At 69.6% G+C, this 24,214-nt stretch carries 27 protein-coding genes and 3 pseudogenes; 11 read left to right on the top strand and 19 right to left on the bottom strand.

Annotated features, from left to right (window positions below):
* The first annotated feature begins 323 nt into the window (after nucleotides 1-323).
* The 3 genes from ACIRRY_RS49355 (at nucleotide 324) to ACIRRY_RS49345 (ending at nucleotide 1,210) form a co-directional block, all read left to right on the top strand.
* Nucleotides 324-449, top strand: coding sequence for a hypothetical protein (locus ACIRRY_RS49355; protein WP_403986901.1), 126 nt, complete (start codon nucleotides 324-326; stop codon nucleotides 447-449).
* A gap of 92 nt (nucleotides 450-541) precedes the next feature.
* On the top strand, nucleotides 542-844 hold the full coding sequence (locus ACIRRY_RS49350; protein WP_403986898.1) for a hypothetical protein: 303 nt from the start codon (nucleotides 542-544) through the stop codon (nucleotides 842-844).
* Between the two features lie 123 nt (nucleotides 845-967).
* Complete coding sequence (locus tag ACIRRY_RS49345; RefSeq protein ID WP_403986896.1) at nucleotides 968-1,210, top strand: hypothetical protein; 243 nt, start codon at nucleotides 968-970, stop codon at nucleotides 1,208-1,210.
* Between the two features lie 114 nt (nucleotides 1,211-1,324).
* On the opposite strand, the gene ACIRRY_RS49340 is transcribed toward ACIRRY_RS49345, so the two are convergent.
* The 6 genes from ACIRRY_RS49340 to ACIRRY_RS49315 all read right to left on the bottom strand — a co-directional run bounded on the left by ACIRRY_RS49340 (nucleotide 1,325) and on the right by ACIRRY_RS49315 (nucleotide 8,213).
* The gene (locus ACIRRY_RS49340; RefSeq protein WP_403986893.1) at nucleotides 1,325-1,759 is read right to left on the bottom strand and encodes a hypothetical protein; all 435 of its coding nucleotides are present in this window, start codon (nucleotides 1,757-1,759) and stop codon (nucleotides 1,325-1,327) included.
* Nucleotides 1,760-2,070: 311 nt separating this feature from the next.
* Nucleotides 2,071-3,303: a beta-ketoacyl-[acyl-carrier-protein] synthase family protein gene (locus tag ACIRRY_RS49335; protein ID WP_403986890.1), complete on the bottom strand. Its 1,233-nt coding sequence runs from the start codon at nucleotides 3,301-3,303 to the stop codon at nucleotides 2,071-2,073.
* Complete coding sequence (locus ACIRRY_RS49330) at nucleotides 3,300-3,563, bottom strand: acyl carrier protein (protein WP_403986887.1); 264 nt, start codon at nucleotides 3,561-3,563, stop codon at nucleotides 3,300-3,302. Before ACIRRY_RS49330 ends, ACIRRY_RS49335 begins: the two co-directional genes overlap by 4 nt.
* 78 nt (nucleotides 3,564-3,641) lie before the next feature.
* Nucleotides 3,642-4,817: a 3-oxoacyl-[acyl-carrier-protein] synthase III C-terminal domain-containing protein gene (locus ACIRRY_RS49325; protein ID WP_403986884.1), complete on the bottom strand. Its 1,176-nt coding sequence runs from the start codon at nucleotides 4,815-4,817 to the stop codon at nucleotides 3,642-3,644.
* A 635-nt stretch (nucleotides 4,818-5,452) separates the two neighbouring features.
* Nucleotides 5,453-6,985: a hypothetical protein gene (locus ACIRRY_RS49320; RefSeq protein WP_403986881.1), complete on the bottom strand. Its 1,533-nt coding sequence runs from the start codon at nucleotides 6,983-6,985 to the stop codon at nucleotides 5,453-5,455.
* Between the two features lie 616 nt (nucleotides 6,986-7,601).
* Nucleotides 7,602-8,213: a hypothetical protein gene (locus tag ACIRRY_RS49315; protein WP_403986878.1), complete on the bottom strand. Its 612-nt coding sequence runs from the start codon at nucleotides 8,211-8,213 to the stop codon at nucleotides 7,602-7,604.
* A 158-nt stretch (nucleotides 8,214-8,371) separates the two neighbouring features.
* Between ACIRRY_RS49315 and ACIRRY_RS49310 the strand changes: the two are divergent.
* A pseudogene (locus tag ACIRRY_RS49310) lies at nucleotides 8,372-9,004 on the top strand (ISAzo13 family transposase); the annotation flags it as partial.
* A gap of 13 nt (nucleotides 9,005-9,017) precedes the next feature.
* Here ACIRRY_RS49310 and ACIRRY_RS49305 read toward each other — a convergent pair.
* The 4 genes from ACIRRY_RS49305 to ACIRRY_RS49290 form a co-directional block, all read right to left on the bottom strand.
* Complete coding sequence (locus ACIRRY_RS49305; protein ID WP_402516218.1) at nucleotides 9,018-9,167, bottom strand: hypothetical protein; 150 nt, start codon at nucleotides 9,165-9,167, stop codon at nucleotides 9,018-9,020.
* A 448-nt stretch (nucleotides 9,168-9,615) separates the two neighbouring features.
* Entirely contained in the window at nucleotides 9,616-10,062 is a 447-nt protein-coding gene (locus ACIRRY_RS49300) for a heme-binding protein (protein ID WP_334586781.1), read from the bottom strand.
* Between the two features lie 63 nt (nucleotides 10,063-10,125).
* Nucleotides 10,126-10,446, bottom strand: coding sequence for an NIPSNAP family protein (locus tag ACIRRY_RS49295; RefSeq protein ID WP_403986875.1), 321 nt, complete (start codon nucleotides 10,444-10,446; stop codon nucleotides 10,126-10,128).
* Nucleotides 10,447-10,476: 30 nt separating this feature from the next.
* Nucleotides 10,477-11,442: an NADP-dependent oxidoreductase gene (locus tag ACIRRY_RS49290; protein WP_403986922.1), complete on the bottom strand. Its 966-nt coding sequence runs from the start codon at nucleotides 11,440-11,442 to the stop codon at nucleotides 10,477-10,479.
* Between the two features lie 129 nt (nucleotides 11,443-11,571).
* On the opposite strand from ACIRRY_RS49290, the gene ACIRRY_RS49285 reads away from it, so the two are divergent.
* The 3 genes from ACIRRY_RS49285 to ACIRRY_RS49275 all read left to right on the top strand — a co-directional run bounded on the left by ACIRRY_RS49285 (nucleotide 11,572) and on the right by ACIRRY_RS49275 (nucleotide 14,503).
* Nucleotides 11,572-12,561, top strand: coding sequence for a GlxA family transcriptional regulator (locus ACIRRY_RS49285; protein ID WP_403986872.1), 990 nt, complete (start codon nucleotides 11,572-11,574; stop codon nucleotides 12,559-12,561).
* 438 nt (nucleotides 12,562-12,999) lie between these two features.
* Nucleotides 13,000-13,548: a hypothetical protein gene (locus ACIRRY_RS49280; protein WP_403986869.1), complete on the top strand. Its 549-nt coding sequence runs from the start codon at nucleotides 13,000-13,002 to the stop codon at nucleotides 13,546-13,548.
* 154 nt (nucleotides 13,549-13,702) lie between these two features.
* Nucleotides 13,703-14,503 (top strand): maleylpyruvate isomerase family mycothiol-dependent enzyme, encoded by an 801-nt coding sequence (locus tag ACIRRY_RS49275; RefSeq protein ID WP_403986866.1) that lies wholly within the window; start codon nucleotides 13,703-13,705, stop codon nucleotides 14,501-14,503.
* 365 nt (nucleotides 14,504-14,868) lie between these two features.
* Here ACIRRY_RS49275 and ACIRRY_RS49270 read toward each other — a convergent pair whose 3' ends face one another.
* From ACIRRY_RS49270 to ACIRRY_RS49250, 5 genes and pseudogenes are all read right to left on the bottom strand, one after another.
* Entirely contained in the window at nucleotides 14,869-15,327 is a 459-nt protein-coding gene (locus ACIRRY_RS49270) for a hypothetical protein (protein ID WP_403986863.1), read from the bottom strand.
* Nucleotides 15,328-15,352: 25 nt separating this feature from the next.
* A pseudogene (locus ACIRRY_RS49265) lies at nucleotides 15,353-15,553 on the bottom strand (ISAzo13 family transposase); the annotation flags it as partial.
* A gap of 308 nt (nucleotides 15,554-15,861) precedes the next feature.
* Nucleotides 15,862-16,896, bottom strand: a complete 1,035-nt coding sequence (locus tag ACIRRY_RS49260; RefSeq protein WP_403986860.1) for an NAD-dependent epimerase/dehydratase family protein — start codon at nucleotides 16,894-16,896, stop codon at nucleotides 15,862-15,864.
* Between the two features lie 10 nt (nucleotides 16,897-16,906).
* On the bottom strand, nucleotides 16,907-17,626 hold the full coding sequence (locus ACIRRY_RS49255; RefSeq protein WP_403986857.1) for a DUF998 domain-containing protein: 720 nt from the start codon (nucleotides 17,624-17,626) through the stop codon (nucleotides 16,907-16,909).
* Entirely contained in the window at nucleotides 17,623-18,672 is a 1,050-nt protein-coding gene (locus ACIRRY_RS49250; protein ID WP_403986854.1) for an aldo/keto reductase, read from the bottom strand. Before ACIRRY_RS49250 ends, ACIRRY_RS49255 begins: the two co-directional genes overlap by 4 nt.
* 75 nt (nucleotides 18,673-18,747) lie before the next feature.
* On the opposite strand from ACIRRY_RS49250, the gene ACIRRY_RS49245 reads away from it, so the two are divergent.
* Both ACIRRY_RS49245 and ACIRRY_RS49240 read left to right on the top strand, forming a co-directional pair.
* Nucleotides 18,748-19,284: a TetR/AcrR family transcriptional regulator gene (locus ACIRRY_RS49245; RefSeq protein ID WP_403986851.1), complete on the top strand. Its 537-nt coding sequence runs from the start codon at nucleotides 18,748-18,750 to the stop codon at nucleotides 19,282-19,284.
* A gap of 260 nt (nucleotides 19,285-19,544) precedes the next feature.
* Nucleotides 19,545-20,285, top strand: a complete 741-nt coding sequence (locus tag ACIRRY_RS49240) for a methyltransferase domain-containing protein (protein WP_403986848.1) — start codon at nucleotides 19,545-19,547, stop codon at nucleotides 20,283-20,285.
* Nucleotides 20,286-20,346: 61 nt separating this feature from the next.
* Here the strand turns inward: ACIRRY_RS49240 and ACIRRY_RS49235 are convergent.
* The 3 genes and pseudogenes from ACIRRY_RS49235 to ACIRRY_RS49225 form a co-directional block, all read right to left on the bottom strand.
* A pseudogene (locus ACIRRY_RS49235) lies at nucleotides 20,347-20,499 on the bottom strand (IS256 family transposase); the annotation flags it as partial.
* Nucleotides 20,500-20,706: 207 nt separating this feature from the next.
* Nucleotides 20,707-21,093, bottom strand: a complete 387-nt coding sequence (locus ACIRRY_RS49230) for a fic family toxin-antitoxin system, toxin component (RefSeq protein WP_403986845.1) — start codon at nucleotides 21,091-21,093, stop codon at nucleotides 20,707-20,709.
* Nucleotides 21,090-21,389: a DUF1778 domain-containing protein gene (locus tag ACIRRY_RS49225; RefSeq protein ID WP_403986842.1), complete on the bottom strand. Its 300-nt coding sequence runs from the start codon at nucleotides 21,387-21,389 to the stop codon at nucleotides 21,090-21,092. The genes ACIRRY_RS49230 and ACIRRY_RS49225 overlap by 4 nt, the downstream gene beginning before the upstream one ends.
* 860 nt (nucleotides 21,390-22,249) lie before the next feature.
* Here ACIRRY_RS49225 and ACIRRY_RS49220 point away from each other — a divergent pair.
* Complete coding sequence (locus ACIRRY_RS49220) at nucleotides 22,250-22,720, top strand: M23 family metallopeptidase (protein ID WP_403986839.1); 471 nt, start codon at nucleotides 22,250-22,252, stop codon at nucleotides 22,718-22,720.
* Between the two features lie 127 nt (nucleotides 22,721-22,847).
* On the opposite strand, the gene ACIRRY_RS49215 is transcribed toward ACIRRY_RS49220, so the two are convergent.
* Nucleotides 22,848-23,552 (bottom strand): response regulator, encoded by a 705-nt coding sequence (locus ACIRRY_RS49215; RefSeq protein ID WP_403986836.1) that lies wholly within the window; start codon nucleotides 23,550-23,552, stop codon nucleotides 22,848-22,850.
* A 266-nt stretch (nucleotides 23,553-23,818) separates the two neighbouring features.
* On the opposite strand from ACIRRY_RS49215, the gene ACIRRY_RS49210 reads away from it, so the two are divergent.
* Complete coding sequence (locus ACIRRY_RS49210) at nucleotides 23,819-24,211, top strand: hypothetical protein (protein WP_403986833.1); 393 nt, start codon at nucleotides 23,819-23,821, stop codon at nucleotides 24,209-24,211.
* Nucleotides 24,212-24,214 lie beyond the last annotated feature (3 nt).

Raw genomic sequence — 24,214 nt, 5'->3', positions numbered from 1 at the left:
GGCGGACGAAAAGGACTGGCCGTCCCTGGAACGCGGACGGCGGTGTCCGCCGCCCTGGTGGTGCGCAGAGGAGCAGTGCGGAGGGAGTCCCTCCGCGTGATCGGTTTCCTGTGCGGTCATCGCGGTCCCCACGGCATCGCCCCTCTTCACTTTCAGTCACTGAATAGTTACCCATCATCCAGGGTCCAGGACATGCTCCGCTGGATATCGGCACATACAACAACGCAACTTTTGTCCAATGGTTATCCGGACCATCGACGTCACCTTCAGCCTGCACGACGCCGTCGACCGTCACCGGACCGTCCAGGCAGTGGATCCGCCTGGTGATCCTCGACTTCCCGGAGTCCACGGCGAACGACGCGACCAAATCAGACTTCGACATCCCCATCGACTTCCAGATCACCCGCGGTCGCAGTACCCCGCCCCACCCGGACAAGCAGTGCACCTGAGAGCTGAGCCGCCTCCGCGCCCGCGAGGCGTGAGGTTCTCGGAGTGATGGCGGCACTCCTGAGGGCGGGGCTGCGCTGGTACCGTCGCCCGTATGGACCACAACGGATCCCCGGTGCCGTCCTTCGGGCCGGAGGAGTACGCGCGGGTCGAGGCGGCTGCCCGTCTCGTGGGCAAGTCCCCCGAGGACTTCGTCCGCGACGCGGCGCTCACGGCCGCCGACGACCCGTTCCTGCGCGCCCTGCGGCAGACCCGCGACCGCGTTCCGCAGCTCGCCGAGGTCTTCGCCACCCAGGACACCCGCACCGCCGGCAGCGGCACGGATGTCTGGCCCGACCCCGCTCCGTTGGGCAGCCGTGACCTGCACGAGGGCCAGTCTCACGGCCACGCCGCGTGACCCGGTTCCTCACTCCGCAGGAGCTTCTGCAGATCGCACAGAGTCTCCCGGGAGACCCGGACTGCCTCGACCTGGGCGTCCTGGACGCCGTCTGCGCGCGGGTCCGGGCGCACTACATGGGCCGTGACGTGTACGAGCGACTGGCTCAAGGCCGCGGCCATGCTGGAGACCGTCGCCTTGCACGAACCGCTGGAGGCGAAGAACGAGTTCTTCGCGTGGCTGGTGGCCGAGGCGTTCCTCAACACCAACGGCCAGTACCTGCACTACGAGCCTGAGGAAGCCCTCACTCTCGTGATGCGCGCCAAGCACAAGGGCGCCCGTGTCCAGGAAGTCGCCGCGCAGCTGCGCGCCTGGTCCACCGGCTGAGCCGCGGCCCGGAGTTGGGGCCGTCGTCCGCCGACGGGAGGGAAAGCTCCGGCCTGCCTGTGCCTGGGGCGCCGCGGCACTGCCGTGTGGGTCCCGTCTCCAGCAATCCGGGGTTTACCGCCTGGTGCGCAGGAAGTCGCGCCGGGCGGTGACGAGGTCGCGCCACCGCCCGCGGGTGGCCTGTCCGCCGTCGAGCCATCGGGGTGCGGTGTGTTCGGCGGGAAGCGGGAGGCCGGCCATGAAGTGGGCGATGTCGACGAAGTAGGCGTGGTCTTCGTCGGACGTCTCTTCCCGTAGCCGGGTGAGGGTGGCGTTCAGTGCGGTGTGGTCGTCGAGGACGGCCTGGTGGAAGGCTCCGGCGAGCTCGATCGCGGGTGCCAGCGAGGTGATGCCCGCGACATCGAGTTCGGTGCGCAGCACGGCGATCCGGTCGTCGGTGCTGTCGCTGCCGGCGTCGCGGATGAGTTCGGCCCGGCGGACGTTGATGGTGGTGGCGCGCAGATTGAGGCCGGTCAGGAGTTGGTGGGCGAGGTCGATTTCGACGGTCAAGGCCGCCGAGTGCGCGGCGCGCACCAGTCGGCCGGAACTGACAGAAAGCGGGCCGTGATCATTTCGACGGTCATCCTCATGGCGAGGGCTGGATCGGTGGATCTTCTTCAGCGACGTGAGCGCAACTGACGGACCTGGACTCGGAGTTCATCGGTTCAGCCTCCGGCCAACTGTGTGCGGGCGGTTGCGTGGCTGGCGGGACGCCGGTGTTCTCATTGCCTTGCCGGAGAGGGCCGAGGTCGTGGTGCGGTTCGTGGTGGGGTGGCTCCTGGGCTGCGATGGGATTTGAGGTGTGGGGGCGTGACTGTTGTTCAGGCCGTGGCGAAGACGAGGGCGGCGTTCTGGCCGCCGAAGCCGAAGGACGTGGACAGGGCGAGGTCGAAGCCGTGTGTGCGGGGGCGGGTGGTGACGATGTCCATCTCGGCGCCGGGGTCCTGGCAGAAGAGGTTGGCGGTGGGCGGTACCTCTTGGTGTTCCAGGGCGAGGACGGTGAGCGCCGCTTCGATGGCACCGGCCGCCCCCAGGGCGTGGCCGACGATGCTCTTGGGCGCGGTCACCGGAGGCGGGTTTGCGTTGAAGACGCGGAGCAGGGCGAGGGCTTCGGCGGTGTCACCGGCCCGGGTGGCGGTGCCATGAGCGTTGATGTGCCCGATGTCGGCGGGTGCGCAGGCGGCGTCGGCCAGGGCCTGGCGCACGGCTTGTTCCGCTCCCGCACCCTGGGGGTGCGGGGCGAAGGGGTGGTGGGCGTCGGCGGAGGCGCCGCTGCCCCGCAGCCGGGCTCGTACGCGGGCGTCGCGGGCGCGGGCGTGTGAGAGGCGTTCCAGGACTAGGACGGCGGCGCCCTCGCCGAGGACGAATCCGTCGCGGGCCGTGTCGAAGGGGCGGCAGGCGAGTTCGGGGCGGGGTGTGCCGCTGGTCAGGGCGCGCATCTGGTGGAAGCAGGTGACGTTCATCGGGGCGCGGCCTGAATCGCTGCCGCCGGCGAGGACGACATCGCAGGCGCCGGAGAGGAGCAGGTCGCGGGCGACGGCCAGGGCAGTGGTGCCGGAGGCGCAGGCGCTGGAGACGGTGAAGTTGGGTCCTTTGGCACCGAGGTCGATGGCGACCTCGCCGGCGACCATGCTGGGCACGCTCCGGGTCAGGGCGAGCGGGGAGACTCTGGTCGGCTGGCCCTGGCCGAGACGGGTGAACTCCGTGACATAGGTGTAGACGCTGTTGGAGCTGACGCCGAGGACGACGCCGATCCGGCCGGCGGTGCGCCCGCCGATGTCGAGGCCCGCGTCGGCGACGGCGCGCCGGCCGGCGGCGATGGCGAGGTGGGCGAATCGGTCCATCCGGCGGGCGAGACGTCGGCCGAGTTCCTCGTCCGGGTCGAATCCGGTGACGGGACAGGAGACGGCGACGGGCAGGCCCTGGAGGGACGGGTCCGTGCGGGCCATCGACCGTCCGGCGCTCATGGTTTTCCACACGGTCTGGGGGTCGTTGCCGGCGGGGGTCAGCAGACCGAGTCCTGTGACGGCTACCTCACCGCGTGCGGCGCTCATGCGGGGGTGGCGGCTGCGCGCAGTACGTGCAGGGCCTGGGCGAGGGTACTGGCGGGTGACAGGTCTCCGAGCCGGTCGATGAGTGCTCCGCCGGTACGTTCCTCAAGGACCACGACCAGTTCCATCAGAGCCAGGGAGTCCAGGTCCAGGCTCTCGAACGTGGCCTCGCTCCGCATCAGCTCGCGCGGTACCCCGAAGTAGCCGTGCAGCAGCTCGGTCAGGGCCGCCTCGTTCAGTTCTGGCATTGTCTCGTCGGCCATCGCGCCGTTTCCTGTCCTTGAGGTCCGGCCGTCCAGGCGTGGGGCAACTCCACGCGCCCGGACGAGGTTTGCTTGTGTTCAGACCCGCGCCCGGGGCTGCACGGGGTCCCGCGCGTCCATGGGACGTGGCACCTGGGGGCGGGTGCGGGCGACGGGGGCAGGGATGTGTACGGGGGCGATGAACGCTCCGCGTTCGGGCCCGGCCCCCACGACCGAGAAGCAGGCGAGATCGCCGTTGCCGATCTCGTCGTGGAGGTAGTCCGTGTAGAAGAGCACGGGGGTGGCGGCCGAGACCAGGTTGCCCAACTGCCGCACGTTGGTGGGGACTTTGCCCCGGGGCAGCCGGGCCAGTTCCGCGAAGTTCTCCACCATCTGCGGTCCGGCCTGGTGGGTGTAGATGCGCCGGACGGCCTGCACATAGCCGGGCATCGCCTCCTCCAGGGCCCGATGGTTGAGCATCATGCCGCCGGCGTAGTACTTGGCGAGAGCCTGCGTGTTGAGGCCGAAGGCGGACATCTGCTCGGATCCAGGGCGGCACGGCGGGTTCTCCAGTCCGCCCCCGGGATAGTGCACCAGCGAGTCGCGGAATCCCGGCTCCTCACCGAAGGAGTGGGAGTCACGGGAGTACAGGCACAGGCCCCGGCTGTCGGCGTCGTGCCGGAAGACGATGGCCGTGCACGCGTCGGAGAAGAGCGCCCCGGTGAACCAGAGAGTGTTCGCGAAGGGGTGCAGGGCGTTGTCGATGTAGAGGGGCGGCGACGCCCCGTCCGGTTCCATCATCGGACTGACCGCGTTGAAGCAGATGACCAGCGAGTTCTTCAGGCCCGTACGGGAGAGTGCCGCGACCGCGCGGCCGAGCCCGCCGCACCCGGCGCCCATCTGCAGCGGCACGACATCGTCGGGCACCCCGATGCGCCGGGCGAGGCTGAAACTGTCCTGGTCCAGCATGATCCTGTGCGGTGAGCTGGTGGAGAGCACGAAATGCTCGACATCCCCGGGCCGCAGATCGGCTGAGGCCAACGCCCCGCGCGCCACTTCCACAAGAGCGTCCAGCGACGCGAACCGCCGCTCGGCATCCCAGCTCTTGCCGTGGACACCGATCAGCCGGGTGATCTCCTCGCCGCTGACACTGCGTTCGGGGTGATAGCGGTGCGGAACCCGAACCAGCCGCGCCCACTCGTCGATCGGCATCACCTCACCGATCTGCGCATGGATTCCGGCGACCCGGTACGGGAACGGGCGGACGATCGTCATCGAGATTCCTGTCATGGGCTCGGACGCGGGGGACTCTCCGCAACGGCGGGCCCCATGCCAGGAGCACGTGCCTCAAACCTCGGCAAGGAATATCACCGCGATCGCCCCGGCCACCGGTGCGATGACACGTGCGGGTGATCCACCCCCGTGACGTTCACCCGCCCGGCGTACGTCACGGACTTCCTCACCTACTGCAACCACGAGCGGCGCACGCCGCACTCGGAGACTGGCCACCCATCAGCCGCGCCCCGGCGGCAACGACTACCGCGTCACCTCCAACCAGCCGCCGGAACCACTCGATGCTTTCCCGCAGCGGCCCACGTTGAGAACTTCGTGGAACCAACGTCATGAGACAGCACACCTAGCCACACCCGGCAGGGTCCGCCCTCTGCCTCCCGGCCGATGAAGCCGAGCCCAGGCCGAGCTCCCGTTACAGAACGTCACAGATCGCCGGTTCCGCTTGTCTCAGACACACGAAGCCGCCCACTGCTCGTCCGTGAGATCTCCCCGCCCCATGGGCCGGGCTGGTCCGTCGCAACGCCAACCCGGCGTAACGAGAAGCCCCCGGCTTCAGCCGGGGGAGGAGTCACGAAAGGTGATCATTCACAGCCCAAGATCTACTTTCGACACACGGCCTAGCTCCGTCCGGCCGGCCGAAGGTGGTTCTCGGCGAAGCTGCGCAGTTCGTCGCGGGTTCGTGCGGGGTCGGTCGCGGCTTCGGTGGCACGGCCTCTGGGGAGGTAGCGGACGCCGTCGATCTCGCAGATCAGCGGCCCCACGCCGGTGTTGAGCACCAGGGCCTCGCCGACCGGAGCGGGACCGCCGACGGTGCGGCGCTCACTGCCACGGGATCGGGAGATCGGCTGGAGGAACAGCGGTGCTGTCACCTCGCCGCCCTCCGGCCGGAACAGGACCAGCGCCATCTCGCCGGGATCCCGGCACAGACGGACGTAGCGCATGGGCTGCCATGTGCCCTTCCCGGCGTCCGAGCGCGCGGCACGCAGTACCGGACCGCACAAGGCGGAGCGGTCGGTCGCGACCCAGCCGATCCGGGCGAGGGACGCGATGCCGACCGTGCCGAACACGAGGAAGCGCCAGTGCCCCAGGGAGAAGTGGTCGTCGAGGATGGCGGCGGAGGAGAACCCCAGGAAGTACCAAGCGCCAGTACCCAGGACGGTGGTCAGCACCCAGATGCGCGGCGATATGGACGTACGGCCGAAACCGCGGCGCGGCAGGGTAACCAGGGGGCCCGGGCGATGTCGATCGCCGTGCCGGGCCGCGGCGGCGAGGCTCGCGTAGCTCAGGTCGCCATCGAGGGCGGGCCACTTGTCCTCGCCCGCCTCGCCGCCCGCGGCCGCCTGCGCGGGGATCGCCGACCGGGCCCGGCGCGCCAGCCGGACGCGTCGGGTGCAGGCCAGCGGGTTGATTATCAACGCACCGCCCAGGCCGAGCAGGCCGAGGCCGCCTCCGAGCACGGCGACCACACTCAGGGCGGTTCCCGTGTTCACGGCCTCACCCAGGAAAGGCCAGGGCAGGGCGGTGATCCGGATGCGGTCGCCGGAGCGGACGTCTGTCGCGGCGCAGTCCACAGCCGCCCGCTGTGCGCCGCCGTCCCAGCCGACGGTGCAGCTGTCGTCGTCCTGGTCCACACGGACGACCTCGGCGGCGGTGTGCTTCCCGAGCAGCGCGACGTCCGCGGTGGCCAGGCCCACGAACAGGGACGCCGCGAGGGCGAGTGCCGCCCATAGCGGCGTGACCGGCAGAAGCAGCCGTCGGGCGGGCGCGGAAACCGGGCGGGTCTGTTCGCCCAGCCAGGCGCCGAGGGTCCGCGCATCGTGCGTGGCCAAACGCAGCCGCAGCACCTGGCCTTCGGGTGTCCGGTAGCGCAGGTCGACCTTCTCGAAGGGGGGCCGGCCGTTGGTGGAGACTGTCGCGTCCAGGGCCTCGCCACCGCGTGGCAGGGCGGTGACGTTCCCGGAACGGTCGAGAAAGACGGGCCCGTCGAGGCGTGGGTCGACCAGCAGTCGGCCCTTGCGGCCGCCGAGTCGGCAGCGGAAGTGCACGGCCCGGCCCGCCGCAAGGCCGCGCAGCCTCCTTGCCGCCGCCCACCGGGCCAGCCCGGCTATGACCATGGGGATCACCACGAGCCCCACAAAGCTGGCGATCATCGGTTGCGTCGTCTCCTCCGCTGTGAGCGATCGGAGAAGCGTACGAGGGCTGCCAGGGCCCCTGGCCCGCGGGTGCCCCGGGCCTGCCTGGTACTACAGCCCGTGGTTCACCGGGCGAGGGTGACGGTGACCGGCTGGCCGGGGCAGTCGGCGAGCTGCTGGGTGAGCGCGTCCCGCTCGGTGGCGTCGATGCTCAGGGCTCAGGCCTCGTCGTTCACCCTTCGAGGAGGGCTGCGGGTTCGAGGAACTCGCGGGCGGTGTCAGAGAGCCTCAGCCAGCGGTGGCCTGATCGAGGGGTCACTCCGGCGGACAGCAGGCGCAGTTGGTCGACTGGCGCCGTCCCCGCCGGTCTCTGGGATCACGAAGAACGGCCAGCCGTTCGGCGACACCGCTCACGCCGCACCGGGCGACAGTGGGCGACTTGGCCAGACAGACAGTGGAAGACCGTCACGGACACAACGAAGCTCCGGACGGGCAGGGCGACTTGGGAAGGTCACCCCGTCAACCGCAGCTTCGTTGTGTCCGTGACGGTCTTCCACCGGATCGTCACACCCCAACGACCTGCACTTTTCCACGAGCCTCAGGACTTTGAACCAGCCCTGCCTGGGAGCCGGATTCAGCCGGGCGGTGTGGGCCGGTCCAGGGCCTCGCGTCCGGCGCGGATGAAGAGCCGCAGCACGCGCTGTGCGTCATCGAGGCACGCTGTGATCTGCTGGTCCATGTCCATGACATCAGCGCTGTTCAACGGCCCTGCCGCGGACCTCGCCTCGTGCTCCTCTGCGCAGTTCAGCAGGTCCCTGAGGCTGGCTATGCAGTCACCCGCCCGCGCGGCCACCTCCTCGGGTCCCTGCAGCTCGACCGCGCAGGAGGTCTGCAGCGCCTCCCGGTACGCCAGCCTGCCGCGCAGCCGGATCTCCTCACGCTGATCAGCCTCCGGACCACCGGGCAGGCAGCATCGGTGATAGTCGAGAGCGGCGATCCGGGCCGTCTGGGAGTTCACAGCGAACTCCTCGTAGATCGCCTTCCGATGCTCTCGACGCCACCGGTGGTGCTCCAGGCGGAGATCGAGTTCCTCAAGCCTTTCCCGCCGACGTGACTGGCGTTCCTCCTGTTGTTCCAGAGCCTGTTGATTGGCGCGCTCCGACCGCAGAGCGAAGAAACCCGTCAGACCACTGCCGATCAGGGTTCCGAACATTCCCATGAACGAGAGGAGCAGAGAACCGGCCACACCTACTTTCTGCACAGATCGGAACCCGATTACTCGTCGGCCGCCCCGAGACGCGTCAGCGCGCCCACCGGGTCCAGGTGACGCCCCTCGGCCGGCCTGGCTAAGGGCCCGTAAAGAATCAACACGTTGCTTCACGGTCTCTCTGTCGTTGATGTGGTTTGCCCATACCGAGTGAGGTCCGTGACCAACTCGCCCTGAGATTCGGGGTGTTGTTCCCTCATCTGAATGAGCGGCAGCAGCGGCTGGCGCTGGCCGCCGGGGCCTGGCTGCTGGGGCACGGCGGGGTCCGGGCCGTCGCGTATGCAGCAGGGGTGAGCGAGACGACGGTGCGCAAGGGCGTCTTCGAGCTGGAGGGCGGTGAGGATCCGCTGCCTGACGGCCGTGTCCGCAGGGACGGCGGCGGTCGCAAGAGTGCCGAAGAGCTCGACGTGCTGCTCGTTCCGGCGTTGCTGGCCCTGGTCGAGCCGGATGAACGGGGCGATCCGATGTCGCCGCTGCGGTGGACGACCAAGTCGCTGCGGTCTCTGGCCGGGGAGCTGACGCGGCAGGGCCACGCCGCTTCGGCGCCGACCGTGGGCAGGCTGCTGCGGGAGAACGATTTCAGTCTGCAGGCCAATGCCGAAACCCTTGAGGGTGCTCAGCATCCCGACCGGGACGCGCAGTTCCGGTACATCAACGACCAGGCCCAAAACCATCAGGCGGACGGCGAGCCGGTGGTCAGCGTGGACACGAAAAAGAAGGAAGTCGTCGGGGAGTTCAAGAACGCCGAACGCCAGTGGCGGCCGGCCGGCACACAGGGCTTGATCAAGTTCCGTAGGTGTCCGGATCGTTGGTGATGCCCAGGATGGGGAGTGCTCGTTGGGGCTCGTCGCGGATCGCCCGGGTGGTCTTGGCGATGTTGTCGGCTCCGAGGGTTTTCAGCACGCCGATGGCGAGGTTGCGGAGGGTTGCCATGGCCCGTGGTGCGTCCCGGCGTGGACGGTGGAGGCGTCCTCGGAGAAGGTGACATCCCTGATGTGGTGCGAGGAGTTTTCCACTCCCCGGTGCCCGCGGATCGCGGCGGCCAGGTCGGCGGGGCCGGCTTGGTGGGCGTCGAGGCTGGTGACGGCGTAGACACTCTCACGGGTCTCATCACCTACGCCGCCCACAACTGTGCGGCCGTCACCACCACCCGGGGCGCCCTGCTCGCCCTCGGCGCGGCGGGCGGGCTACGGACGCGGGGCGCTCGGCGTCCCTCTCCACCCGCTGAGCCACCGCGGCCGGCGGCCGCGCGACGTCAGGACGCAGGCTGCCGGGGGGCCGGCTGATCAGGGCAATGGCTGCAGCCATCAGTGACGGCGCACATGTCGGTCTGTGGCTTGGCCTGGCGCCCGTCAGCCACGGGCCGACCCTCCGTGGCCGGTCAGAGACCGGGCAGCTCGAACCCGAGAGCGGCGAGGGCCTCCTCGGCGGCCTGCTGGTCCTGGTCGTAGGTGCCACCGGATATCCCCAGCCCTCCGACGTACTGGCCGTTCTCGATGATCGGGTAGCCGCCGCCGACGGCCATCACACGAGGGTGGCCGCCCAGCGGCGCGATCTGCGGGTTGGCGAGCAAGTCGTTCCACGTGTGGGTGGGGATGCGGAAGGAGGCCGCGGTCCAGGCCTTGTCGAGGGCCACCTCGGCGGTGAGAAAGGGCGCGTCGTCGGCGCGGTCGAATGCCTTCAGATGTCCGCCCTGGTCGGTGACGGCGATGGACGCCGTGAAGCCGATCCGGGCAGCCGCGGCGTGTACCGCCGCGATGAGTGCGCCGGCGGCGGCCTGGGTGATGGACGAGGCGGGGGCCGACTTCTGGAGTGTCTCGGTGCTCATGATGGTTCCTTTGTTGCTGTCGCTGTCGCTGTGCGGTGGCGGATGAAGAGGCCGTGAGCCGGGTTATCGCAGGGGTGAGGCCGGGGTGGGGACCACACGGGTGACGACGGACTTCTCGGGGATCAGCAGGCCGTAGACGATCGGACCGATCTCGTTCTTCCAGCGGTCGTGCTCGTACACGGCCGCGTACAGAGCCTCGCTCTGGGCCTCGTCCTCGAACCGGCGGATCCACACGTAGCCGTCCTCGTCCCCGGCGTCGACGAAGGAGGCGGTGACGTCCATGCCCAGCGAGGCCTGGAACGGGATGACCACGTCCTCCATGTAGCGGACCCACTCCTCACGGCGCCCGGGCTGCGCCTGGTAGCGGCGGATCTCGTAGTACACGGTGCTGCTCCTAACTTTTTGCAGGGATGGTCAGTCGGTCACGGTGAGGACGACCTTGCCGCGAGTGCGGCCGGCCTGGACGTGGGCCTGGGCCGTGCCGACCTGCTCCAGCGGGAAGGTCTCCTCCACCTCGACGGCGACCTCACCGGCGTCGATCAGGCCGGCGATCGTGGTCAGCGCGGTACCGTCCGGCTCGACCAGGTACGCAGTGAGGCGCACGCCGGCCGCCTCGGCGGCCCGGGCCAGGTCCGGGGAGACACCGGACGGTACGGCAACCAGCAGGCCGCCCGGGCGCAGGACCTTCAGCGAGCGGGTGCTCGTGTTGTCGTGGGCGTCGCCCACCAGGTCGATGACGACGTCGACGTCCTTGACGACGTCCTCGAAGTGGGTGGTGGTGTAGTCGATGGTCTCGTCGGCGCCGAGTTCCTTGAGCCAGGGGTGGCGGGCGGCGCTGGCGGTGGCGATCACGTGGCCGCCCAGGTGCCGGGCGAACTGGACCGCGAAGTGGCCCACTCCGCCGGCGGCGGCCGTGATCAGGACGCGCTGGCCGGCCTGGACGTGGGCGGTGTCGACCACGGTCTGCCAGGCGGTCAGCGCCGCCAGCGGCACGGCGGCCGCGTGCGCGTGGTCGAGGGCGGCCGGCTTGCGGGCCCACTGGCGGGCCGGGGCGGTCACGTACTCGGCGTAGCCGCCGGCGGCGCGCGGGAACCACGGCATGCCGTACACCTCGTCGCCGACCTTCAGGGTGGTGACGCCGAAGCCGACCTCCTCGACGACGCCGGAGACGTCCCAGCCGAGGATCAGCGGGAGCGTCTGCAGCCCCGCCATTCCCTGACCCTCGCGGGTCTTCCAGTCCACCGGGTTGATCCCGGCGGCGTGCACCCGCACCAGCACCTCGGTCGGCAGCGGCTCGGGGCGCGCGACCTCCTCGACGGTCAGCACCTGCGCTCCGCCGAACTCGCTGATGGTGACTGCCCGCATGGTGTTCCCGCTCATGATGTCCTCGCTCATGTCTGTCTTGCTCTTCCTTCAGCGGGGGACCGCGTCCCCCGCTGAAGGAAGAGTGGCGTGTGCTTACCAAGGCGGGTGAGTGGCCGGAGGGTCACCTGTCGTACCATTCCAGCCATGTCGCATCGTGTCGCTGTTCTCGCCCTCGACGGAGTCCTTCCGCTGGATCTGGGCATCCCGGCCCGAGTGTTCAACGAGGCCCGTAAGCCGGACGGGACTCCTCTGTACTCCGTGGTCACCTTCTCCCTCGGCGGCCGGCCGGTGCGCACGCACGAGGACTACCGGATCGTCGTCGACCACGACGAGTCGGTGCTGGAGAGCGCGGACACCGTCGTCCTCGCCACGCAGGAACCCGGCGAGGACCTGCTCGCGACCGGCGCGCTTCCCGGGGAACTCGCCGCGGCGCTGGACCGGATCGGGCCGCGGACCCGCATCGTCAGCCTGTGCACCTCGGCCTTCCTGCTCGCGGCGGCCGGTCTGCTGGACGGCGGCCGGGCCACCACACACTGGATGCTGTGCGACGAACTGGCGCGGCTGTTCCCCGACGTCGAGGTCGATCCGGACGTATTGTTCGTCGACAACGGACGCATCCTGACGTCCGCCGGCGGAGCCGCCGGCATCGACCTGTGCCTGCATCTGGTCCGTCTGGACCACGGAGCGGCGGTGGCCTCGGCCGCCGCGCGGCGCTGCGTGGTGGCGCCATGGCGCGAGGGCGGCCAGGCCCAGTTCATCGAGCACCCGGTACCGCAGGACACCGACCGCTCCACCTCGGCGACCCGCCAGTGGGTGCTGGACCGACTGACCGAGCCGATCACACTGGAGGACATGGCCCGGCACGCGCACATGAGCGTGCGCACCTTCACCCGGCGCTTCCGCGGCGAGGTGGGCAGCAGCCCGCTGAAGTGGCTGGCACAACGACGGCTGGCGCACGCGCGCCTGCTGCTGGAATCCACCGACCTGACCGTCGCACGGATCGCCACCGCCTCCGGCTTCGGCGACCCCGTCGCCCTGCGCAAGCACTTCCACACGCACCTCGGCCTGTCACCACTGGCCTACCGTCACGCCCACAACGCACCGGAGCCTATGACGGCGTCTGGGCCGGGATGAGCGGTCGGCGTGATCAGCGCGTTGCGGACCTGCGGGGCCTTCCATCCGTGCTGGTGATGCCCAGGATGGCCCCGCTGGCCATTACGCTGCCCCATCCACCAGGCCCCGCGCACCTGTTGACCCCACCACTCCTGCACCAGGGGGAGAGGAAACCCCGACGCCGATCGCCGTCGAGGAGGGATCGTTCTCGTTCTCGTGGCGGACTGCGGGAACGTACGCAAGGCAGCAGCCGACGGCATACGTTGACCTGCTGAATCACGGCCCGCAGCGCGTGGTTGTCCCGCGCCGGACCGTGGAGGTTCCCCTTCCCCCGCTGCGGGGTGCGCCGTGCGGGTGGCATGGCGGGGCCTTCGAGCGTGGGCGGGCGCCGATACACGCGGCAACTGGGTTGGCTACCGGGGTCCGCTCCCATCCCACAAGTGGAACGAGGCCCCTGACATGCGTAGTCCCCTCATGTCGGCGGCGGTCGCCGTCGCCGCGGTGATCGCCCTGTCCCCGCTCAGCCCGGCCATGGCCGCCGCCCCGTCCGACCCCGGCCCCGGTGACATCACCTGCAACGGCGGCTTCCTCAACGTGCAGTTCAACCCCGGCGTCACGTTCAGCAAGAACACTGTGCGGCTGACCGCCAGCGGCGAGATGGGCATCTGCTCCTCCCGCGAGCACCCGAAGATCACCGGCGGCACGGTCCGCGTCGAAGCTTCGCTCACCGCCGCCTGTCCGGGCCCGTTCGGACCCGGCTACGCCAGGGTCACGATCGACTGGAACGACGGCAGCCGCACGGCCATCGACCAGTCGACGTTCCGCGGCGACGCACAGTCCTTCTCCCTGGAGGGCGGCTCCATCGCCACCGGCACCTTCGCGGGAGGCACCGCGCGCGCCAACGGCCGTACCACCAGCAATCCGATCGAGCTCGGCGCGGGATGCGTACTGGGCGGCGTCACCGGCTACGCGGCGACGATCGACCAGTTCTCTGTCGGCGACATCTAGGCACCAGCGGAAGAAGGGCTACGACATCTCCGGGGACGTGATGAAACGCCCCCGAGTCATGTTCTTCGTGGCTCCGCAATGGGGCCGCTGGCCAACCGGCGGCGACTGTGAAAATCGCTGTCCGATCAACCGAGCACGGTGATAGACATCCGGCGTGGAAGAGAACCTTGAGTTCCCCGACCTGTTGCGGCTGATCGATGAACGGTCGACCGCCTTCCGCGCCGTGGTCGCCGCCGCGCCCGGTCTCGACGCACAGGTGCCAACCTGCCCTGGGTGGACGCTGTTCGATCTGGTGAAGCACCTGGGCGGGGGAGACCGCTTCTGGGCCGCCATCGTCGGCGCGGGGCCCGCCGACGCGCCCCCGGCCGAGGCCGTCGCCGCGCGCGCCGCGCTGGAAGTGCCGCAGGAGCGTGAGGCCCTGCTGGCCTGGCTGGACTCGTCGACGCAGCTTCTGCTGGGCGCCCTGCGCGCGGCGGGACCGGAGAGCGGTTGCTGGACGTGGTGGCCCGCGTCGCAGTCACCGCAGACCGCCGGCGGCACCGCCCGGCACCGGGTCCAGGAGACCGCGGTGCACACCTACGACGCCCAGCTCGCCGGGGGCGCCCCGCAGCCGCTGCCGGTCGAGCTGGCACTCGACGGTGTGGAGGAGTTCCTGTTCACCGTCTGCGCGACGCCGAGTGCCTGGCCGCACAAGCCCACGGCCTTCGACTTCCACGCCGCCGAGGGCCGCTCCTGGCGCCTCACCGTCGACGGCGACGGCGCGCGCACCACCCGCGTCCCCGCGCCCACCGCCGCGACCGGTGAGGACTCGGACGCAGCCGGCGCCTCCGTCCACGGCACGGCCAGTGAGCTGGTCCTCTACCTGTACGACCGGATCCAGGCGGACTCCTTGCACGTTGACGGAGACGCAGGGCTGCTCGACCTGCTCCGCGCCTGGGAGCCGGAGGAGAAGTAGGACGTAGCGGGGGCGGTTGGCCGCGCCTGGAACGCGTTTCGGACGGCCGTCTGATTGAAGTAGGAAAAATTGCGGAGGCGGCGGGAGCGGCGGATGCCCGAGCCGTACGACATCACCGGGCCGGTCGGGTAGCGGAGCTGTGCGCGGATGCCCACGTTGCATGCAACGCACTTGGCAACGATCTTGCCGCAGGTCTATGTGGCCTGGGTAAACGCCGCACTTACTGGTGAGGCTGCGGTGTGCAACACCGCAGTGCGGGTGTTGCACACCCGATTACGGTACGCAACGCCTCCGTCGCACTCCATCCTGTGTGTCACCCAGACGGCAATCCGCCGCGTGGGTGATGGGTTTCCCCTGCCGCCTGGTTAGGGGCGGGTGGATGGCCGGGTGATCCGCTCGGGGGACAGGCGGGCGGTCGTGTGGCGGGGATCGGCCGCCTCGATGGCCGCGTTCACGGCGTACGCCCCGGCGATGTTCTGCGCCGTCGGCAAGGAGTCGTCGACCAGTTCCCCGGCCTCGGCCCGGGTGGAGGGCCAGACCGACCACGCGCCGTCGAGGCGGGCCGAGCGGACCACGACCCGCAGCAGCGCCTCGCCCGGCGGCAGGGCGCGCAGCTCGAACGGATGCAGCCAGTGGGCGAGTTGCTGCCGGGACAGGGCGCCCGCGTCGAGCCCCTCGGGCGCAGCAGCACGCAGCGCGGCGGCCTCGACCCCGTCCGGACCGGTGTCCTCTCCGGCGACGGCCGCCAGGACCCGGGCCCGCCACCGGGCGGGGAAGGCGGCGTCGTAGAGCTGCTGGTGCTGGAGCACCGCGAGGAACGGCACACCACCGGGCCCGGACCGGTAAGCCGATGCGGTGGCCCTGCCCGGTCAGCACGCTGGCCAGGTGACGGGTCGACTTCGTCGTCCAGCGCAGCGGCGACATCGGATCGCCGCGCATGTCCGGCTCGACGAGGGCCAGCAGGGCGGGCCGCAGTCCAGGATCGAGATCCACCGCGCGCTTTCGGCCTCCGCCCTCCCGGCGGGTCCGGCCCAAGGGGGCCGCGCCCGCCACATCCCATCCCGGGGGAACCTCAGGCCGCTCTACGGACGGAAAGCGGTCTGCGTGGGCGGCCCCGACGGGATGGTCGAGGGTGCGCTGCAGGCAACTCAGGGCGCGAGTCGCTGATCACGTGGGCTGCCACCACCCTGATGAGCAGCCACATCACCCGCCGGACTTCCCGTCGCACCGGCCAGCAGCTCTCCCGAGAGCACGAACGGGACTGATCATCATGGCCCCGCCGGCGAGCAGGGCCACCTCTGCCCGGCCGCGACGTCAACGCCGTCACCCGGCCGTCGGAAGGTTGCCGCGGCGGTCGGTTACGAGGCGGTCTTTGTCCCGATGCCGTGGGCGAGGAGGCTCTCGGCGGTGTCCTCGATGGTGTCTTCGATGGGACGCGCTCGCCATCCGAGGAGTTTCTCCGCCTTGGTGCTTGTGGCGTCGAGATCCCGGCCGAGCTGGTGCTTGAGCAGTCGCAGTTCCGGGTTCACGAGGCCCAGTGTGCGGGCGAGCCACACGGGCAGTTCACGGGTCGGGGCCTTCGCGGCGCGCTCACCGAGGCGGTCGTGCAGGATGCGTGCGATGTCGATGACGCGCAGGCTGTGCCCGGCGATTGCGAGGAAGCGTTCGCCGGCGGCTGCCGGATCGGTCATCGCGCGCAGGTGCAGATCCGCGACGTCGCGCACGTCGACGAAGCCCATCCCGAAGGGTGGGCACGCAGGTACTTGTCCCTCGAGCATTCTGCGGACCAGACGCAGGGACGGCGGGTCGTCCAGGCCGAGCAGGGGGCCGAGGACCCCCACGGGATGAACAGCCGCAAGTTCCAGACCGCGGCCTTCGTCCTGGACGAACTGCCAGGCGGCGCGTTCGGCGAGTGTCTTGGAGCGCTGGTAGGGCGGGATGTCGCTGTCGACGTCGGTCCAGTCCTCCTCGGTGAAGGGGGTCGAGCGCGGGGGGTGCCCGATCCCGATGGCGCCGAAGGCGCTGGTCAGGACGACCCGGCGCACGCGGGCGTCGCGTGCTGCGCGCAGCACCCGCAGGACGCCCTCGCGTGCCGGAACTACCAGGTCGTCGTCGTGGGCCGGCGTGTGGCGCAGGGTCGGCGAGGCGACGTGGAGGACGAAGTCGCAGCCGGCGACGGCGGTGTCCCAGCCGTCGGGGTGTTCGAGGTGGGCGCGTACGACCGTGAGTCGGTCGTCGTCGAACGGTGTGGCCGCGTGCAGCCATGACCGCAGCGCCGGTTCGCGTTGCAGGTCGCGGACCGTGGTGCGGACGGTGTGCCCGGCGTCGAGCAGGGCCGTCACGCACCAGCTCCCGATGAATCCTGTTCCGCCGGTGACCAGTACTCGTGCCATCTGTCTCTCCTCAGCTCGCGACTCGTGCAGTAAGGGGTGCCGGCGGGTGCGTCGGACGATGCCGCTGGATGGCGGCCACGCTGCTTCCGAGGAGGGCGTGGCCGATCATGATCGGGTAGATCACGGCGCGCTCGAACAGGCCGATGTCCCACATCCAGCCGGTGAACACGTCGGTCATGAAGAGGGGGAACGCAATCAGCCCGGCGGTGCCGAGGGTGATGCTCGCGAGCGACCGGCCCCTGGTGAGACCGATGCGGGTCCCGCCGGCTCCGACGGCGATCGCCATGATGTTGCCGGCGAGCATGACGCCCTGCGCGCCGACGGTGTGGAAGGCGATCAGGCCGTTGTCGACGTTGGCGTTGGAGCCCTGGAAGATGCCGACGAGTGAGACTCCGGCGCCGGCGAGGACGGCGAGGACCATGATGATGATCGGTCGGGTGCCCTTGCGCGGGTCGAACACGAGGAACGTGCCGATGATCAGAAGGGTGCCGTAGATCACCCAGCCGGTGTCCATGACGGCACCGAGGGGGGAGTTGGCGACCTGCCCGAACGCGGTCTGCGGAGGGCCGGTCAGGCCGAGGTGGCTGACCCAGTTGTACAGGGGCGAGTACGGCGGGTCCTGCCAAGCGGCGGCGGTGATGAACTCGGCGGCCCAGGACACGAGCGGGCCGACAAGGATGAGGAGGGCTCCGGCGCGGGCAGCAGCGCCGGAGCGGACGATGGGGTTCATGCGAGAGCCATGCCGGGCACGCGCTGGCGGATGGCCTCCATCTCGGCTTCGTCCGAGACGCCCTGCCAGTCGTAGCGGGGGGTGTACGGGGCCTCCAGGGCGCGCACGTCGTCGTTGGTGAGCTCGATGTCGAGGGAGGCCACGGCCTCGTCGATCTGCCGGGTCGAGCCGGCGCCGACCAGTGGCGCGGTGATCACCGGCTGGCGTCGCAGCCAGGCGAGCGCGACCTGTGCGCGGCTGACGCCGTGTGCGGCGGCGACCTTCCCGACGGCGTCGATGATCACGTGGTTGGAGGCCTCCTCGGCCGGCGAGTAGAGCAGGTCCGCGTAGGCGCCGTCCGTCTCGGAGCGCACCGTCGAGCGGGCGTCGTCCCAGGCGCGGGTGAGGCGGCCGCGGGCCAGCGGCGACCAGATGATGGTGCCGACGCCCTCGTCCAGGCACAGCGGGATCATCTCCCGCTCCTCCTCACGGGCGAGGAGGTTGTAGTGGTCCTGCATCGACACGAACCGTGCCCAGCCGTGCTCCTTCTGCAGGCGCAGCGCCTTCGCGAACTCCCAGGCGTGCATGGACGACGCGCCCAGGTAGCGGACCTTGCCGGCCTTCACGAGGTCGCTGAGGGCTTCGAGGGTCTCCTCCCAGGGGGTGGAGTGGTCGTTGCGGTGGATCTGGTAGAGGTCGATGTAGTCGGTGCCCAGGCGGCGCAGCGAATGGTCGACCTCGGTCATGACCGCCTTGCGCGACAGGCCGCGGCCGTTGGGTCCCAGCCGCATCGGATGGCGCAGCTTGGTCGCGATCACCACCTCGTCGCGGTCGGCGAACTCCTTCAGGGCGCGGCCCAGGATCTCCTCGCTGGAACCGTTGGAGTACATGTTCGCGGTGTCGAAGAAGTTGATCCCCGCCTCCAGCGCGTGCTGGATGAGCGGGCGCGCGTCCTGTTCGCCCTTCGACCAGACGGGGTGCCCGCGGTCGGGCTCGCCGTAGGTCATCGCGCCGATCGCGATCGGGGATACGTCGAGGCCGGTCGTGCCGAGCTTGATGTAATGCATGACGCTCCTTAGAGTAGGTGGAGAACTCTCCATTTAACGTAGTGGAGAACTCTCCACTTAGCAAGGTGAGGTCTCGTGGTCCGCTCGGACGCCCGTGAGAACAGGGCGCGCATCCTCGCCGCCGCACGCGAAGCGCTCGCGGCGGACGGCAGCACGTCGATGAACCAGATCTCCCAGCGCGCGGGAGTCGGCGCGGGCACCCTGTACCGCAACTTCCCCACCCGTGAATCACTGGTCCTGGCCGTCTACCAGGACGAAGTGGCACGCATCACCGGCACTGTGCCCGACCTGCTGGCCCGGATGCCGCCGCTGGAAGCACTCCGCCACTGGACGGCCGACCTCGTCGAGGCCATGCGCAGAAAGCACGGCCTCGGCGACGCCCTCGGCCCGGGCGCGCACCAGGCGATCACCGAGCAGAGCTACGGGCCGGTCATCGCCGCCATCACAGAACTCCTCGACGCCGGCAAAAGAGACGGAAGCATCCGCCCCGACGCCGACCCAGGCGACTTCCTCCAGCTCACCGGCGCCATGTGGCGCGCCCCCTCCAGCCCCGAGGACCGAGCACCCCACATGCTCGCGCTCATCCTCGACGGACTCCGCATGCACCCGTGAGTGGGAACGCACAATGGATAGTGCGTGCTGTGTTCGCCGAAGGGAGCTGGGCCGTGCTGGACAGTGAGTGCGAAGACGATGTTGAGCCCGAGAGCGATGAAGAACTGTTGCGCAACCCCGTCTGCTACGAGCCGGCGGGACGCAACCTGGACCTGGAGTGGGAGGACCTAGGGATCCCGGAAGTACCGGAGTAGTCGTCTAGAGTTGTGGATGGCTCATTAGCAACGGTAGGTGGTGAGCGACGAGACATACTGTCCGTCGTGGCGACGTATGACCGTATCGGTGCGACTTACAATCACACGCGACGCCCCGACCATCGGTTGGCTGTCAAGATCCACGAGGCGCTCGGCGATGTCGGCACTGTCATCAACGTCGGTGCTGGCGCTGGCTCCTACGAACCACCGCAAACGATGCTGGCGGTTGAACCCAGTGCGGTGATGATCGCCCAACGTCCGGCCGGATCCGCGCGGGCCCTACAGGCATCCGCGGAGTCGATCCCCATCGCTGACGACTCGGCCGACGCGGCGATGGCCCTGCTGACCGTGCACCACTGGACGAACCTGGAAGCCGGCATCAAAGAACTCCTCCGGATCGCCCGGCAGCGTGTCGTCATCTTCACGTGGGACCAGGCCGTCTTCCGCAGGTTCTGGCTGCTGGACGAGTACCTGCCGGAGGTAGCCGCGTTCGTCGACGCACGCGCTGTTCTGATTGACCGGCTGCTTGCGCTGCTGGGAGGCGCCCGTATCGAGACGGTCCCGATTCCGCACGACTGCACCGACGGATTCGGCGCTGCCTTCTGGCGCCGACCTGAGGCATACCTCGATCCGGACGTGCGAGCCGGCATATCGATGCTCGCCGAAACCGGCGAGGAGGTCCTCCGCCCGGGCCTGGGCCGACTGTCCAGCGACCTGTCTTCCGGCCTGTGGCAGGCACACCATACTGACCTGCTTGACCGCGACACCCTGGACGTCGGCTACCGACTTCTCGTAGCGGACCTTTAGAAGCAGGCGGGCGACCCGACTCCTGAGTCAGGCAGATCTGTGTTTCTGCAGCTGGAGTTGTTCATGCCGCGAGGGTCTCGGGTCGTTCGATGAGCTGGCCGCGTTCGAAGCGGGCACCTGCGCGGACGAGAGCGACGAGATGGGGTGCGTTCACGGCCCGCCACCGGGCCTGTGCGGACTCGATGAGCTTGAAGACCATGGCCAGTGCGGCGGCCCCTTCTCATGTCTCCCCGACGTCGATCCACAGGTCATGAGCATTGCTCGAAGGCCAAGACCTTCGGCGCTGTAGATCGACAGGTCCGCGGCTTCTGGGCATGTCAGGCTCGGATACATCTGAGGTCTATACGACACGTTCGTCTCACCCTGTGAGGACGGGGCGAGACGGTGAACCACGGAGAGGGAGCTCACGACACCAGCGAGGTCAGGAGACGCTCCATGCCCGCAGCTGACGGCCGATCAGGCCAACACCCATCGCACCGGAAGCCGCGTCCCGTACCAGGCTGACTGCCTCCTTCGGCGGATAGTCGAGACGGCTCCCGTTCAGCGCCAGATAGGCCTCCGCGCAGTGCCAGGCGAAGGCCTCGTTGGAGTGCTCCAGACACGGCAGCCTCACCAGCGTCTGGAGCAGGGCGGCCGCCTTGAGGTACAGGGACCCGTAGATGTCGCGTTCCAGGGCCCGGGCGTTGACCCGGGCGACGGCTGCGTAGAGGGGGCCGTAGTCGTCCACCTGCGGGTCCCCGGGCAGTACCTCGGCGGCGTGCAGCAGGAAGGTCACATCGAGAGGGTGGAGGGGTTCGTGCTGTGTCACGCGGCGTGGCCCTGCTCGTGCTGCTCCTCAAGACCGCGCCGCGCAGCCAGTTCCGCGGCGCGCAGTTCCCCGCCGGGACCGGCCGTGCCGGCCGCTTCGGCGAACGCGTCGCCGCTGCGGGAGACCGACTCCTTGAAGGCATCGAGGAAACGGGCCTCTACGGCTGTGGCGCGGGTGTAGGCGGCGGACAGGATGTACTCCTGCAGACTGACGCCCTCCTGCCGTGCGGCGGCCTCGATCGCGGCCCGCTGGGCCGGATCGGGAAAACGTAGATTCATTGCTTTGGGCTGCGACATGGTACCGATGGTATCGCCGGTACCGCATGTGAGCCAGACGTGGACCCAAGTGTGAGGTCGCACGATTGTTGCGGTGACCGTGTGCCGTTGGCCTGCGGTGCCGCAGATGGGCTGCGACGGGTCCTGGACCCCTGCTCAGGTCGTTTGACCTGCGGTCCGCTCGTATCAGCGCTGACCATCCACTTGGCCGTGCTCGGTGGCGTCGGCGCGGGGTTTCTGACCCGAACAGCCGCCCACTTTCTGCCGTCAGCTGCAGCGCTGTGGCGTCGGCGCTTGTGGTCTGCCACGTAGTGATCGGCTGACGCGGTGGTGGCCGTCCCGGACACCATCCCCGGCAGCCCGCTTTTGAAGGTTCCGCCGAACCACGGTTGCGATGTGCAGCCCGGCCGTTACCCAGGCCCGCTGGGCAGAGAAGGTGTTGCTGGCCGCACCGGTGTTGAAGCGGCGGGGGAGAGGGGCTGACGGCAGCGGTTGACGTCAGTCTCGGTGGCGCCGGTGCCTGGCCAACACAGCCATACCCGCTTGTTCACCCCGCCGCTGGGCAGCCTCTCCACGATCAGGCGGACGATGGTTTCTTCGATGACGGACAGAGTGGTCCGCCGTGGTGCCGTAGCCGAGACGCCGTTCCCTGAGATGGCCTTCGCTGTCGGATCTGCGTTGCAGTGCACGCCGTTTTCCCGGATGTTGCTGTTGTATCCGGCGAACCGTCAGGCGATGGGGTGGGGGCGGGGTCCTGGGAACAGTGTTGGGCAGGGAGGGGATTGTGCTCCCAGGTGCCCGGGACGCCGGGCGCGGAACGGTCATGGCCAAGCGCTCGCCGCACCGGCGGAGGGCCCTTCACGCCGTTGGAGGCAATGGTCATGACCACGCTTTACACGCCGTTTTGGGGCAGCTTCCGGATCATCCGGGGCTTCACCGGCTCCGACTACACCCGTCACCACACCGGGGTCGACTTCGGCCTGCCGAGGAACACCCCTGTTCTCGCTTCAGCCGAGGGTGCCGTAGTCAGGTCCGTCGACATGGAGCGGTCCTACGGTCACCACATCATCGTGTCCCACGGAGGTGGTGTGTTCACCCTGTACGCACGCCTCGAAAAGCGTCTGGCCGGGGTCGGCGCCAAGGTCGTGGCAGGGCAGCGGATCGGGTTGTCGGGCAGCACTGGCAACTCTTCCGGCCCGCACCTGCACTTCGAGGTCCGCAGGGGCCGCAACGGTTCCGGCGCGACGGTCGACCCGCTGCCGCTGCTGAAGGGAAACCCGCCGGTGGTGGCGTTCTTCGCGGCACTGGAGGACAGCGGGGAGTTCGACGAAGCTGACGGGCTGACGGGCTGACGGGCTGACGGGCTGGTGGAGCTGGTGGAGCTGGAGGACTACGAGGCGCAGGAGCTGGAGGAGTCCACGTCGGCCGTGTGCTGCGGGGAACAGGAGGTGACGGTCGGTCCCGTGGAGGGATAGCCGGTCAGTGCTCGGGGGCGGTTTGTCCGAGGCCCGCGTCACGGGCTCGGGCTACCGCCTCCGCGCGGCAGGTGACCTGCAGCTTGTCGAAGACGCGGGAGACATGGTTGCGGACGGTTTTCTCGGCGAGGCTCAGCTGGCGGGCGATCCGGTGGTTGGTCAGCCCTCGTGCCACCAGGTCGAGGATCTCCCGCTTCCGCGCTGTCAGTTGCGGAAGCACCTCGGGGTTCCGGGCCCGCCCCGCCCCGGTCAGCAGCCGCGTGATGCGCTCCGCGGCCTCGCCGCCGAACACCGCACCGCCGGCTGCCGCGGTCCGCACGGCGCCCAGCGCTTCCTCCCGGCCCGCGCCCTTCACCAGATGGCCGCGAGCGCCCGCGTGTATGGCGGCGAGCAGATGGTCGTCGTCCTTGGACATGGTGAGCACCAGCACCGAGACCGCCGGCGCCGCCACCGACAGCCGCCGGGTCGCCTCGATCCCCGAGGCACCCGGCGCGCCCAGCTCCAGATCCATCAGGACGACGTCCGGCCCGGTCTCCAGCACCGTGCGCACCGCCTCATCGAGGTCACCTGCTTCGCCGACGACGGTGATGTCCCCGGCACTGTCCAGCGCGGCCCGCAGGCCGAATCGGAAGAGGGGATGGTCATCGACGCCGGCACCAACGATGCCCTGACCGCGTTTCTGGCCTCCTGTCCGCCCGTCGCCGGTCACGAGAGCTACGTATGTGACGCTCTCGGACCAGGCGGTGCGCCTGACTGCACGCGCTACCCGGAGGGCCACGGCGCCCTGCAGCTCAACGAGGCCGTGCCTCAGGGGTCAGCGACCGCGGCCGAGCGGCGCGAGCACCTTCGCGCCATGACGCACGGGCATGGGGGACTGCGGTACTTCATTCCCGTGATCGCTGCGATGACCCGGGAGATCCACCGCACGCTTTGTACCTTCCCCCATAGTCAACAGTGGTGCCATGATGGTGAGTTATGGCTGAGGGGGATGGAGTGGCCGACCAGGACAGTGACCGGGAGCGCGACCGGGAGATCCGTATCCGGCTGGACAGAACCGCCGGTGAGCGGGATGTCGGTGCGTTGATGGCGTGGCTGGCGCGGGAGGAGCCGCTCGAAGAGCTGCTGCGTGCGAACCGGTTGCGGATCGACGAGGGGCAGTCGAGCGAGCCGGGACCCGGTGTGCCGATGGGGGTCGGGTCGGAGATCGTCGTGGTGCTGGTCGGCGCTGCCGCCGGACCCGTCTTCAGCCAGCTGGTGCAGGACATCAGGCGGGGTGTCGACGCCTGGCGCGCCAACCGGCGCGATGTCGAGCACGGGCCGTCGCCGGGGGCCGATGTACGTGTGGCGAACCCCGACGACGACGGGTAGCCC

It is taken from the genome of Streptomyces sp. NPDC101776, assembly GCF_044766845.1.
Classification (GTDB): Bacteria; Actinomycetota; Actinomycetes; order Streptomycetales; family Streptomycetaceae; genus Streptomyces.
This window is presented reverse-complemented; position numbering and strand designations above follow the sequence as displayed.

What these genes read in the sequence shown, in the direction of transcription:
- ACIRRY_RS49325 (WP_403986884.1), bottom strand. Translation starts at nt 4,817, where the DNA reads ATGACGATCGTCCGCCCGTTCCCGTACCGGGTCGCCGGAATCCATGCG.
- ACIRRY_RS49330 (WP_403986887.1), bottom strand. Translation starts at nt 3,563, where the DNA reads ATGGCCGACGAGACAATGCCAGAACTGAACGAGGCGGCCCTGACCGAG.
- ACIRRY_RS49255 (WP_403986857.1), bottom strand. Translation starts at nt 17,626, where the DNA reads ATGAACCCCATCGTCCGCTCCGGCGCTGCTGCCCGCGCCGGAGCCCTC.
- ACIRRY_RS49335 (WP_403986890.1), bottom strand. Translation starts at nt 3,303, where the DNA reads ATGAGCGCCGCACGCGGTGAGGTAGCCGTCACAGGACTCGGTCTGCTG.
- ACIRRY_RS49300 (WP_334586781.1), bottom strand. Translation starts at nt 10,062, where the DNA reads ATGAGCACCGAGACACTCCAGAAGTCGGCCCCCGCCTCGTCCATCACC.
- ACIRRY_RS49320 (WP_403986881.1), bottom strand. Translation starts at nt 6,985, where the DNA reads ATGATCGCCAGCTTTGTGGGGCTCGTGGTGATCCCCATGGTCATAGCC.
- ACIRRY_RS49210 (WP_403986833.1), top strand. Translation starts at nt 23,819, where the DNA reads ATGGCTGAGGGGGATGGAGTGGCCGACCAGGACAGTGACCGGGAGCGC.
- ACIRRY_RS49220 (WP_403986839.1), top strand. Translation starts at nt 22,250, where the DNA reads ATGACCACGCTTTACACGCCGTTTTGGGGCAGCTTCCGGATCATCCGG.
- ACIRRY_RS49350 (WP_403986898.1), top strand. Translation starts at nt 542, where the DNA reads ATGGACCACAACGGATCCCCGGTGCCGTCCTTCGGGCCGGAGGAGTAC.
- ACIRRY_RS49285 (WP_403986872.1), top strand. Translation starts at nt 11,572, where the DNA reads ATGTCGCATCGTGTCGCTGTTCTCGCCCTCGACGGAGTCCTTCCGCTG.
- ACIRRY_RS49260 (WP_403986860.1), bottom strand. Translation starts at nt 16,896, where the DNA reads ATGGCACGAGTACTGGTCACCGGCGGAACAGGATTCATCGGGAGCTGG.
- ACIRRY_RS49305 (WP_402516218.1), bottom strand. Translation starts at nt 9,167, where the DNA reads ATGGCAACCCTCCGCAACCTCGCCATCGGCGTGCTGAAAACCCTCGGA.
- ACIRRY_RS49250 (WP_403986854.1), bottom strand. Translation starts at nt 18,672, where the DNA reads ATGCATTACATCAAGCTCGGCACGACCGGCCTCGACGTATCCCCGATC.
- ACIRRY_RS49290 (WP_403986922.1), bottom strand. Translation starts at nt 11,442, where the DNA reads ATGAGCGGGAACACCATGCGGGCAGTCACCATCAGCGAGTTCGGCGGA.
- ACIRRY_RS49280 (WP_403986869.1), top strand. Translation starts at nt 13,000, where the DNA reads ATGCGTAGTCCCCTCATGTCGGCGGCGGTCGCCGTCGCCGCGGTGATC.
- ACIRRY_RS49225 (WP_403986842.1), bottom strand. Translation starts at nt 21,389, where the DNA reads ATGTCGCAGCCCAAAGCAATGAATCTACGTTTTCCCGATCCGGCCCAG.